We start from the raw sequence: 10,542 nt of genomic DNA, 5'->3' as shown, positions 1-10,542 counted from the left end.
AAGGCCATCGCCCGCATGAAAGAAATCAGGAACGACACCCGATTCAAAAACAGCTGGGTGCATATTGTGAGGTTGAGTAGGTAAAAAGGGAAACCTAACAGACGCAGAAGAGGGATTACGTCAAAAATGGTGTAGTCCCTTTTTTTTAATCATTCACAATGAGCACTATAAAGGCACAAAAAACCCTGATCAGTTTAGATCAGGGTTTCTCTAGAAAATAGCCATGGCAAGTTAATATTGCTGCGAGTCATTTTCTCAATAGTACTTTCTCTGATTTCTTATTCAGCCTTACCTTTTTTAGCTTTGACAGCTTCAGCCAACTGATAAACCGCCATGGCGTAAAGTGGGCTATGATTGTAGCGCGTAATTACATAAAAGTTATTCATGCCAAACCAGTGTTCTTCTCCTTGTTCGTTTTCAAGAATAATCATAGTGGCAGGGCTATTGGCATTTAACTTTTCGACTGGCTGAAAACCAATAGCGGTATAGTCGCTTACTTTGTTTTTAGGTTTAAGTACCTGTTTATTTAAGTTAGTGATTTTGCGAGTCATAGTGGCCTTTGAAGTTATAGGCTCACCTTTCTCCCAACGATGCACTTTCAGGTAATTGGCTACCGAAGTAATGGCATCTTCTGGCGAATTGATTAAATCTCTTGTGCCGTTTTCCTCAAAACTTTTGGCATAGGCACGGTAACTAGTAGGCATAAATTGGCTGTATCCCATCGCCCCCGCATAAGAGCCTTTTGTGGTTTCAATGTCTAGTTTTTCTTCCTTAGCCAATATTAAGTAAGCTTCGAGTTCAGAAGTGAAAAACTTGGAGCGTTTAGGGTAACCGAAAGAGAGAGTGTAAAGAGCATCTAGTACTTTGTAGCTACCTTTAATTCTTCCGAAGTAAGTTTCTACTCCAATAATTCCTAGGATGATATGTTCTGGAACACCAGTGTCGGCACTCACTTTTGCTAAAGTTTCACCGTGTTCTTTCCAAAACTCTACCCCTGCGTTAATGCGTTCGTCAGTAATGAATATTTTTCGATAACGCCCCCAAGTCATGGTGCCTTCTGCTGGCTTCGATATTTTCTCAATAATATCGGCTTGATAGGTAGCCTTATTTAGAATGGCGTTGATTTCTTCGATCGGAACATTATTCTTTTCAGAAAATGACTTGGCAAAGTTGGCAACAGCAGAATCATCGATTTGAGCGAAAGCGCCAAACGAGATAAATAAAAGAGCAGTGAAAGTAAATGATTTGATCATGTTCGAATTTAGGCTTTTTCGAACTTCATTTACAAATTTAGAGCCAGAGAAAGATTTGAAGCAAGGCTTTACTTACCTGATCCCAACACCGATTCTAAATCGGCCAATAAACCAATCGTCAAATTGCTATCCGAGAAGTTATTAACATCCACTTGACCGTCTTTGTATTTAAACAGAGTTTTGAATGGTGACTTTGGAATGTCTACACCCAAGGCAATACTGTAATTGATTTTCAATTTCTGATCAGGATTAATGGCTTCGCTGAAGTCATAATAAGTGTTTGATTCTATAATGATAGAATAGTTATCGAATACAGGAATGTTATAATAAAGGTTAGCAAATACTTGACCAGATAGTTCGTTGCTAGATTCTGCTCCAACCCTCATGTTATCAAATTCTTTGTATACTTTTCCTCCTATATTCAGTACAGGCTTTAACCTAAGCCTATTGCTACCGTAGGTAAAATCGACCAAATTGCCTATAAGTTTTTCATAAGAGAAGTTGAAAGCCATTCTTCCGTTAGTGAAAGCTTGATTGCCCTCTACTCCAAATCTAGCCATCATTTGGGCTTCACTTGCTCCCGAAATATCAAAGTTTAAAGGGTAGATGTATAGGTAATTCAGTGAGTCTTTGGCATTGGTGCTTACTCTTCCTTTGGCATAAAAGACTAACGGTTTTTCATTACCTGCCTTACCTTTTGAGAGGTGATAAGACTGATGAAAACTGAAGTCTGCATTCAACTCCATTTTATTGATATCGCTTTCGCTTTTAGGGGTAAAACTCCAGTTGAATGAATTATTTGCATAAGCATATTCACCACCAAAAGCCCCAAAATAGGTTTCCATAAGGTCATCGGTAATCAAAATTTTTCCTAATGATTGGGCTTCTAGACTGGTTTTAGGAATGACTAGAGAACCCGAATTAAGGGTTAGAGAAATGTCAGAATTAGAGCTTAAATAAACATTACTTCCTAAATTTTGGAGCAACACTAAGTCAGATTTGCTCACCTTGGTTAATTCTACCTGAATGGCATTATTTTGAAAACGAGTTTTTACTTGGGCATCGGGGCTATTCAATAAAACAGGCTTGCCATTGGAGTAAAAGTTGATAGAATTTTTAATTGAATCATAAACAACCAATGAACGGATTTGATTAATAGGCGAACCGTTTCCCAAGTTGGAAATCACAATATTTACAGAAGGAGTTAAAGGAGTATTAACTACCGTAGTAAACGAATATTGGGCTTGTAAGCTAAGCCCAAAACATAAGGAGAGAATAATAAAGAGCTTTTTCATGATTAACGGGGGCCTGTGCTGTAGTTGTTTGTGGTATAATCAATGCAATCCTTCACGGTTGCCCAACCCGAAAAAATAGAAGGGTTCAGGATAATATCATACATGTATTGCGGGTAAGGAGTGCCTCCATCGGTAACAGGTATACCATTTAAGGTAGACTTTATCTTGTTAAGAAATACGGATTGGTGGGTAGGCTGGAAGTTGGTGAAGCTGAAATCCTCAATATCTCCGGTAAAATCGGCAACTGATAATAACGCAGGCTGAACCACCTGACTTTTGATAATATCCCTTGTTAATGACATGGTTGGCTGAGTTTGTGTGTCACTAATTTATAAATAAAACTTTAAGTTTTATTCGTTCAAGGAATAATTAACATTTAGATATTATGGAATGGGTAGTTGGCTTTTTTAGTTGGTAACTTCAGCTCCGCCAAAAATTGCTGTGCCGCGAATCAAAAGCTCTTTGTTTCCATCGGCCTGCGGATCTATCAGTTTTCTCTTATCCGACATTCCTCCAAAGATACCAGTGACGCTTACCTGTACACTCCAATCTTGAGGTACACGAATTTTCGAACCGCCAAACATATAGAATACATCTATTTCATTTCGGCCATCGGCCAGTTTGGCTTGGGTAAGATCAATCGTTGAGCCTCCAAAAATTGCGGTTAAGGAGCCACCTTTGAAATTGGAGCTATTGACTACCTTATCTCCACCACCAAAAATGGCTGTGTCATTTATTTTATTGGCATCTAAGTTTCCAGTATTTGGGTCGTATCTATCGTCTTTCGTTTCCTTATTTCGGTTTACAATGGCTATGCCAGCAACTACAAATACCAAAGGCCATAAATCAAATATGCTAACATCAAGGTTGAACCACTCATCAAGGTTTAACAAAACACCAATTCCCATAAGTATTCCGCCTGTTTTTACATTCTCTTTGTTAAGAATCAGAATGGCGCCAACAATAATCAAGATGTTTTCCCATTGAAAAATATATCGCCTGTAGTGCCACGAAATAATGTCGAGGTTATCTAATAGAAATACTGTACCGATCAATATAAAGATCAGTCCTACAATGGCATTTCTGTTCAGGTTGTTCATAAAAGCGATTTTTCAGAGTTTAAATGTAGAAAGGTTCCTGCCTATTTACAATTCGATTACATGCAAATGGTTTAGGCCTCTGTTTGAATTGAATCAAAACTTATCTACTTTTGCCATCCCTAATTTAAAAACCATGCGCACGTGGTGAAATTGGTAGACACGCCACCTTGAGGGGGTGGTGCATTAAGTTGTGTGGAAGTTCGAATCTTCTCGTGCGCACTCAAAGCCCTGATTTTATCGGGGCTTTTTCTTTTTCTATACTCCACTATTAGGGCTTTTCTTATTAGAGAAAATACAGACTAAATGTATTGTATTATCATATCATTACATTATTAAATCTAACAGGAATTTCTATGGAATGGGGTGCATTTACTTACTATTTGCTAGAGAGGGAGCCTAATTTAGATTTAGGCAGCGAAAAAATAATTTGATTTCACAGTTCTAAAAACGCAATTGGTAGTTAAAAATGCCCATTACACATTCTAAAGGCATTTTTCAACGAAAAGGTAAGTGCTTTTATTGTAGGAATTTCGAGAGAGTTTTCTATCTTTGACCATTACCTAACACCAAACGTGCTAACTCAATTGTGATCAACTGCTCTCTCAGGCTGTGGAGATTATTCTCCGTTACTGTGATTGGCGTACTGTTTCTGATAATTTGTACACAAACAAATGCTCAAACCAACAGTGTAGTCGCCAATGGATTCACGCTGACCTTTGTGAATGGAACTACCATTGGGTCGGTTGATGAAGTTGCCACTAACGTTCTTCGCGTAAAAAATGGCACTTCCCGAAGAGTAACTTTTAGCTTAGATGTTTCATCACCCGCAGGCTGGTCTACCCTTGCTAGCCGAGATAAGAATTACACCGTTGCCGCTAACGATTCTATTTTTATTCCAGTCCGTATTATCCCACAAAAAAATGCTGAAGGAAACGTAAATTACTTTGTAAATGCCTCCGCTGTTTCAAATCAAAATATATTACTGGCAAGCACGCCTTGGAATTTAGAAATCAAGAAATTCTCGCAATGGAGGGCCAATGTAGTAGATAAAGTGGCATATTTTCCTTCAACTGGCGATAGCACAAGTTTTAGGATTAATTTCACAAACACTGGCAACTCCAATGAGGATGTGTATGTGTTTTTTTCACCTCCGGTAAAAGTGAATATTACCGACAGCCAAGGTAATCCAATAGCCGAGAATGCTTTTTCGATGAACCTACCCGTTGGGGTTGATACTACTTTGCGATTTATTGCAAAACTGGCTAATGGAAAGGAGAAAGAAGATTTCTTTTCAGCTAAGCCAATGATGGAACAAGAGACTGACGAAGGAACTTACCGAGTACAAGTTCAAGTGAAAGACAATTCTGGCGGAAGTGCCAGTTCTGGCGGTAGAGTAGAGCTCTTAAGACTGGGTAATGAAATAAAGGCTGAAAGCGAAGAGGGTAATTCAAATATACCGATTACCATGGAGTTTAATTCTTATAATATTCTTTCACAATTCACAAACTTCAGTCTCGATCTTTATGGAGATACTGATTTAGCTTTAAACAAAAACCTCAGATACTACTACCAAACAATCATTTCGAACAGTGCTTACACTGGCACTCAGTTTTTAGGCTCATATCGTTTTGTTCAATATAGTACTCCCAAATACCAAGTAGCGGCAGGTGATATTGGAGATAACATGGAGATTCTACTGAATGGAACAGGGATTAAAGGCAATTACAGGTATGATAAATTTAATGTTGGTGGAATTTACGTTAGACGTCAACAAAATGGAAACCTTGAAAATTACCTCACAAATATTGGCGCTAGAGTAGGGTATAATGGAGGAAAGGGAATTCAGCTAGAAGCGCAGGCGGTTAGCCGAAAAGATGAGTTTAATGATATTGATGGAAGTTTGGCAACCGTGGAAGGGAGTTACAGAATAAGCCAAAGCCAGAGATTAAGTGTAAATGCTGGCTTTAGCCAAGAAAAGCATACCCAAAGCACCAATCCTTTTGAAACCACAGGCTATGGTTTTGGAGCTAGATATACGGTAACCTATAAGGGTATTAGTTTGGCATCTCAGGCCAGGTTAAACAGCCCTAACTTTTTATCGCAATACAGAGGAACCACTTCACTTAATGTAAATTTAAGATACCCATTTAAAGACGGTCAGTTTTTCAGCTTAAAAACAGATTTGAACTCAAGAAATGCTGAAATTTATAGCAAGGGCTTTCTTTTCCCTAAAAATGAATTTAAAAGAAACGTATACGAATTTCAATATGGCTGGAGTACCGAAAGCGGTAATTTCGTACTGTTCCCGCGAATTCATGACGATGAAGTTTTAGGCATTAAAACCTTTACTACAGGCGGGGGTGTTCTTTTTTCAAGTAACATGCAATCAAAATTTAGAATCTACTCTCGGTTCTATACTGGTTTTACCAAAGCAAAAGATTATGATGTAGATCCTTATTTAGTTGCCCGTTGGGAAAACACACTCCGTTATAAAAACCTCAATGTAACCGCAAGATATTATTATGGACCATATAATGTTTTAGATAACCTTAGGGTAGTAGAAGATGGTATCAACCCTCAGTCTGCTTACATTTCAGCTTTTGCCAATCTTAATTTCCGAAAAGCACGCCTTTCAGTTCGGCCTACTTTCAATGTTGGCTATGAATCAGTTCTAGCTCGTGTTCGCAGTAATTTCAGCCCTATGCTGACTTACTACTCTAAAAATGATTTTCAGTTTACCTTAACAGGCGAACTTTTCAGGATTAATCAAGGAGAAAGCCCGCTACCAAGTGTAAATGCTTTAGGCGATGGCGTTTTCAATACTTATACCCAAAGCAATTTTTTATTACGTTTTGGAATCAAAAAAACATTCAATGTTAAAAGGCCAGGTAGCAAGAGCCATGATTTGGAGGTTGTAGTGTTCAAAGATTTGAACGGAAATAACAGAAGAGATGTAGGGGAAGATTTTGTTAATGATGCCTTAATCACTGTTAACGATATGGCCTTAATGACTAATGATCAAGGGGTAGTGATTTTCAAAAACCTAACCCAAGGTGAGTACAAAATAAAATCGGATGTCTTGTCAAATGTAGAAGGTTGGTTTAAAGGAGATGGCCAAACCGTACTACTAGACAACGACCGCACTATTTTTATTCCTTTAAAACGTGGAGTACAAGTAAAAGGAAATATCATTCTTCAACAAGCCCAGTATTCAGCCCTTGGAACTGATGGAATGAACCTTTCAGGTATTCGAGTAAATATGACAGATAATCTAGGAAACAGTTATTCTGCTTTAAGTGGCCAAGGAGGAGAGTTTAATCTCTATGTTCCTTTTGGCTTATATACCCTTAAGGTGAACGAACAGGCCGTTGATGAACAGTTTCAGTTTGCTCAAAGTAGCTATACCCTAAATGTGAACAACGTAAATGTAAATTATCAGGTGACTTTTTACCTGATAGAAAAATCTAGAAGGGTGAATATTAAGAAATTCGACAATAAAGAAGACAATAAATAAATTGATGAGCTCATGAAAATTGAACGTAAATCAAAAAACAACAAACTGATTACTAAGTTGGCAATGGCCTGCTTACTTATGTTTGTGGTTTTTGAAGGCTATGGTCAAAAAATATCTACCTCACCTACAAGGCTGAATTTTAAAGTTTCACCTGGCGGAAGTGGCCGAGGAAGAATTACGGTATCCAATAACTCAGAAGAAACACAAACCTTCCAAGTAGACTTTGGTGACTTTGATGCTACAAGAGCAGGTAAAAGTCAGTTTTTGCAGAAAGGAGAATTACCTCGTTCATGTGCGGAATGGCTGAGCGCTGACCCTGCTTTTTTCGAATTGGCACCAGGCGAACAGCAAGAAGTAATGCTGGCTTTGGATGTGCCTCAAGATTCAACCGCATTAATGGCGCGCTGGGCGGTTGCTTATATTCGTATTGCCAATGAGCGTCAAGCACAACAGAAGGATAGTGACGGTTTGATTGTTAATTTAAATCAGTCGTATCGTTTTGGAGTGTACGTATTCCAAACTCCACCAAGTGTAACTTTTTCAAAAGGCGAAGTCATCGATTTTACGCATAAAGGAGAAGAGCTGGTATTGCGACTTAAAAATACCGGTGAAACTTTTCTTAAATGTAATTCCTATGCTGAAGTGACTAATCTTGGTAATGGAGAAACAAGACGTTTGGAATCTAAAAACTTTACCGTTTTACCCGCGAGCAATCGAGATGTACACTTTCAGATACCAAAAGATTTTCCGCCAGGCCGATATTCGGTACTTGGGGTATTAGACTACGGTAACCGAGACGAAGTGGCTGCTGCCGAAATTGAAATTACTATACCCGAAAAGGGTAAATAATTCTTTCATGGAAAAAATATTCACAGATAAAATCTGCCTTTCAGCCTTTCAGAGAGGTGTTTCTTTTAAAAATAAAGAAAAATTTCTTGTGAATAGTTTTAGATATGAAAATAAGTCCATATATTCACCTGTCAAAACTTTTAACCTAAACATTAAATACTCATGAAAAAAGTTGCTCAACTGAGAGTGCTGGCTATTGCCGCATTACTCGCTGTTACATCCGCTTTTCAAGCGAATGCTCAAGTCTTACCAGACGACAATGAATTCGTTTATGTAGCTATGGATCTTCAAGGTGTTCTTGATTTAACATTGGCTACAGATCCTAACGTGGAATTCACGTTCAACACAATCCCTAGTTATGTTAATGGTATTATTAAGCCAAACGTTACTGAACTTAGAGTAGAATCTACTGTTCCTTGGGATTTGTACGTACAAGCAGAAACTACTAACTGGGCTCAGTTACAAGCTTTCTCTAGTGCTGGTACTTCTACTGTTCCTTCTACTTTGTTAGAGGTAAGAGTAATTGATGGTGCTGGTACTTCTGCACTTACAAACTTTACTTCTCTTACCGATACTAGGTTAGATATTGTAGGAACTGTTGGTGCTGGTGACGGTATTGCTGCGGGTACTTACTTAACTACCCCAGATTCACACTTTTTCAGAGTAGACTACAGAATTGTACCTACTTTGACTGCTCAGTATCAAGCTGGTTTTTATGGCTTGAACGTGATTTACACACTAGCAGAAGATTTATAAGAAAGAAATTACTTTTTACTAAGACGTAGTAAAAGTTAGTTCGATTTATGTTGATTGGTAAAAAGAGGTAGCATATTGCTACCTCTTTTAATTTTATATACTTTTATACATGGTTAGAGGCTGGTGCTTCATATTTTTACTTTCACTTATCTCCTCTTTTGCTCGATCTCAAAGCCTTGACATCAACATTACAAGAGGGACAGACCTCAATTTTACTTTTAACACCATCCGGCAATACAACAATGGAATTATTCTAGCCGGAGCAACCGAAATTACAGTGGAATCTAGCGCTCAGTGGGATTTATATGTTGGCGCCCAAACCAATGTTCCAGGCAGATGGGATTTACTCGATTCTTACTCTAGTGCAGGCACTTCAAATGTTCCTGTTTCAATACTTGAGTTGAGGGCTTCTAGCCCAGGAGGAACCTCTCAACAGACTGCCTTTTTTCAGTTACAAGACAATTCGTCTCCTATTTTTCTTATTGGTTCGGCTGCCGATGATCCGCTGACGGCTAGTGGCATAGGTGCAAATGCTCCTGGCGACCCTAATAGCAATGCTTTTACACATCGGTTCAGAATTGATTATAAACTAACGCCTACTATGGGGTATAGCGCTGGTGTTTATTCTATGACGGTAGTGTTTACACTTGCCGAAGACCTTTAAATCCCTTTTTCTACTTTTAATTTAGCTCTATATTCGTGCATAAAATTGTACGTCATATGAGCATTAATGTATCCCTTCTGAAGAAAATTTGCGAAGAGGCTGGAGCGCCTGGTTTTGAAAAGAGAATTCGCGATTTGGTAATTAAAGAAGTTTCCCCTTTGGTAGATGAGTTGTCGGTAGATAATATGGGCAATGTAATAGCCATTAAAAAAGGAGTAAATAATCCTGAAGGGAAAAAGGCCATGGTGGCGGCTCATATGGATGAAATTGGTTTTATAGTAACCCATATAGATGATAATGGCTTTGTGCGTTTTCATACATTAGGTGGCTTCGACCCAAAAACCTTAACTGCCCAACGTGTAATTATTCATGGAAAAGAAGATGTGATTGGCGTAATGGGCAGTAAGCCTATTCATGTAATGTCGGCTGAAGAGCGTACTAAACTGGCCAAGCTATCAGACTATTTTATAGATTTAGGTAGACCTAAAGAGGAAGTAGAAAAGCTTATATCAATTGGCGACCCAATTACTAGAGAAAGGGAACTGATTGAAATGGGCGATTGTGTTAACTGCAAGTCCATCGATAATCGTGTTTCTGTTTTTATTTTGATAGAGGCTTTGAGAAATCTGAAAAACCAGCCTTATGATGTCTACGGAGTATTTACTGTACAGGAAGAAGTGGGCTTAAGAGGAGCAAACGTTTCTGCTCATACTATTAACCCCGATTTTGGTTTTGGTTTAGATACTACAATTGCCTTCGATTTACCGGGAGCGCAACCACACGAAAAAGTGACTGAATTAGGAAAGGGTACGGCCATCAAAATTATGGATGCTTCAACCATTTGCGATTACCGTATGGTGGAATTTATGAAGCAAACTGCCAATGCCGAGAACATTAAGTGGCAACCCGAAATACTTACTGCTGGTGGTACAGACACAGCAGGTGTTCAGCGTATGGGTAAAAATGGAGCTATTTCTGGAGCAGTTTCAATTCCAACACGTCACTTACATCAAGTAATTGAAATGGCACATAAAGATGATATTCAAGGATCAATTGACTTATTAATTGCTTGTTTAGAGAGTTTGGATGGCTATGATTGGAGTCATTAGCA

Annotated in this window: 9 protein-coding genes and 1 tRNA gene; 6 read left to right on the top strand and 4 right to left on the bottom strand. The window is 38.5% G+C overall.

The genetic code is table 11. The features are described 5' to 3' along the window. Positions 1-278: 278 nt before the first annotated feature. The 4 genes from mltB to MB14_RS18660 form a co-directional block, all read right to left on the bottom strand. A complete protein-coding gene (mltB, locus tag MB14_RS18675) occupies positions 279-1,253 on the bottom strand; it encodes a lytic murein transglycosylase B (RefSeq protein ID WP_062594311.1) in 975 nt (324 codons plus the stop codon). Positions 1,254-1,321: 68 nt separating this feature from the next. Then, positions 1,322-2,548, bottom strand: coding sequence for a hypothetical protein (locus MB14_RS18670; RefSeq protein WP_062594309.1), 1,227 nt, complete (start codon positions 2,546-2,548; stop codon positions 1,322-1,324). Positions 2,549-2,550: 2 nt separating this feature from the next. Continuing rightward, positions 2,551-2,850: a hypothetical protein gene (locus tag MB14_RS18665; RefSeq protein WP_062594308.1), complete on the bottom strand. Its 300-nt coding sequence runs from the start codon at positions 2,848-2,850 to the stop codon at positions 2,551-2,553. A 105-nt stretch (positions 2,851-2,955) separates the two neighbouring features. Then, complete coding sequence (locus MB14_RS18660; RefSeq protein ID WP_062594306.1) at positions 2,956-3,648, bottom strand: LiaI-LiaF-like domain-containing protein; 693 nt, start codon at positions 3,646-3,648, stop codon at positions 2,956-2,958. Between the two features lie 135 nt (positions 3,649-3,783). Between MB14_RS18660 and MB14_RS18655 the strand changes: the two genes are divergently transcribed. The 6 genes from MB14_RS18655 (at position 3,784) to MB14_RS18630 (ending at position 10,540) form a co-directional block, all read left to right on the top strand. Further along, positions 3,784-3,867: transfer RNA gene (locus MB14_RS18655), tRNA-Leu, on the top strand. Between the two features lie 367 nt (positions 3,868-4,234). Further along, on the top strand, positions 4,235-7,162 hold the full coding sequence (locus tag MB14_RS18650; RefSeq protein WP_132644146.1) for a COG1470 family protein: 2,928 nt from the start codon (positions 4,235-4,237) through the stop codon (positions 7,160-7,162). 12 nt (positions 7,163-7,174) lie between these two features. Continuing rightward, the gene (locus tag MB14_RS18645) at positions 7,175-8,011 is read left to right on the top strand and encodes a fimbrial biogenesis chaperone (protein WP_062594302.1); all 837 of its coding nucleotides are present in this window, start codon (positions 7,175-7,177) and stop codon (positions 8,009-8,011) included. Between the two features lie 162 nt (positions 8,012-8,173). Then, on the top strand, positions 8,174-8,767 hold the full coding sequence (locus tag MB14_RS18640) for a hypothetical protein (RefSeq protein WP_053225118.1): 594 nt from the start codon (positions 8,174-8,176) through the stop codon (positions 8,765-8,767). Between the two features lie 109 nt (positions 8,768-8,876). Further along, positions 8,877-9,431, top strand: coding sequence for a hypothetical protein (locus MB14_RS18635; protein ID WP_062594300.1), 555 nt, complete (start codon positions 8,877-8,879; stop codon positions 9,429-9,431). A gap of 56 nt (positions 9,432-9,487) precedes the next feature. Further along, positions 9,488-10,540, top strand: a complete 1,053-nt coding sequence (locus MB14_RS18630; RefSeq protein ID WP_062594298.1) for a M42 family metallopeptidase — start codon at positions 9,488-9,490, stop codon at positions 10,538-10,540. The last annotated feature ends 2 nt before the right edge of the window (positions 10,541-10,542 follow it).

Origin of the sequence: Roseivirga ehrenbergii, assembly GCF_001593005.1 — a bacterium.
Classification (GTDB): Bacteria; Bacteroidota; Bacteroidia; order Cytophagales; family Cyclobacteriaceae; genus Roseivirga; species Roseivirga ehrenbergii.
The sequence above is the reverse complement of the archived record's forward strand: the minus strand, read 5'-3'. Positions and strand labels throughout refer to the sequence as shown.

Coding starts and splice junctions, on each gene's coding strand:
- MB14_RS18645 (WP_062594302.1), top strand. CDS start 7,175: ATGAAAATTGAACGTAAATCAAAAAACAACAAACTGATTACTAAGTTG.
- MB14_RS18635 (WP_062594300.1), top strand. CDS start 8,877: ATGGTTAGAGGCTGGTGCTTCATATTTTTACTTTCACTTATCTCCTCT.
- mltB (WP_062594311.1), bottom strand. CDS start 1,253: ATGATCAAATCATTTACTTTCACTGCTCTTTTATTTATCTCGTTTGGC.
- MB14_RS18630 (WP_062594298.1), top strand. CDS start 9,488: ATGAGCATTAATGTATCCCTTCTGAAGAAAATTTGCGAAGAGGCTGGA.
- MB14_RS18640 (WP_053225118.1), top strand. CDS start 8,174: ATGAAAAAAGTTGCTCAACTGAGAGTGCTGGCTATTGCCGCATTACTC.
- MB14_RS18665 (WP_062594308.1), bottom strand. CDS start 2,850: ATGTCATTAACAAGGGATATTATCAAAAGTCAGGTGGTTCAGCCTGCG.
- MB14_RS18670 (WP_062594309.1), bottom strand. CDS start 2,548: ATGAAAAAGCTCTTTATTATTCTCTCCTTATGTTTTGGGCTTAGCTTA.
- MB14_RS18660 (WP_062594306.1), bottom strand. CDS start 3,648: ATGAACAACCTGAACAGAAATGCCATTGTAGGACTGATCTTTATATTG.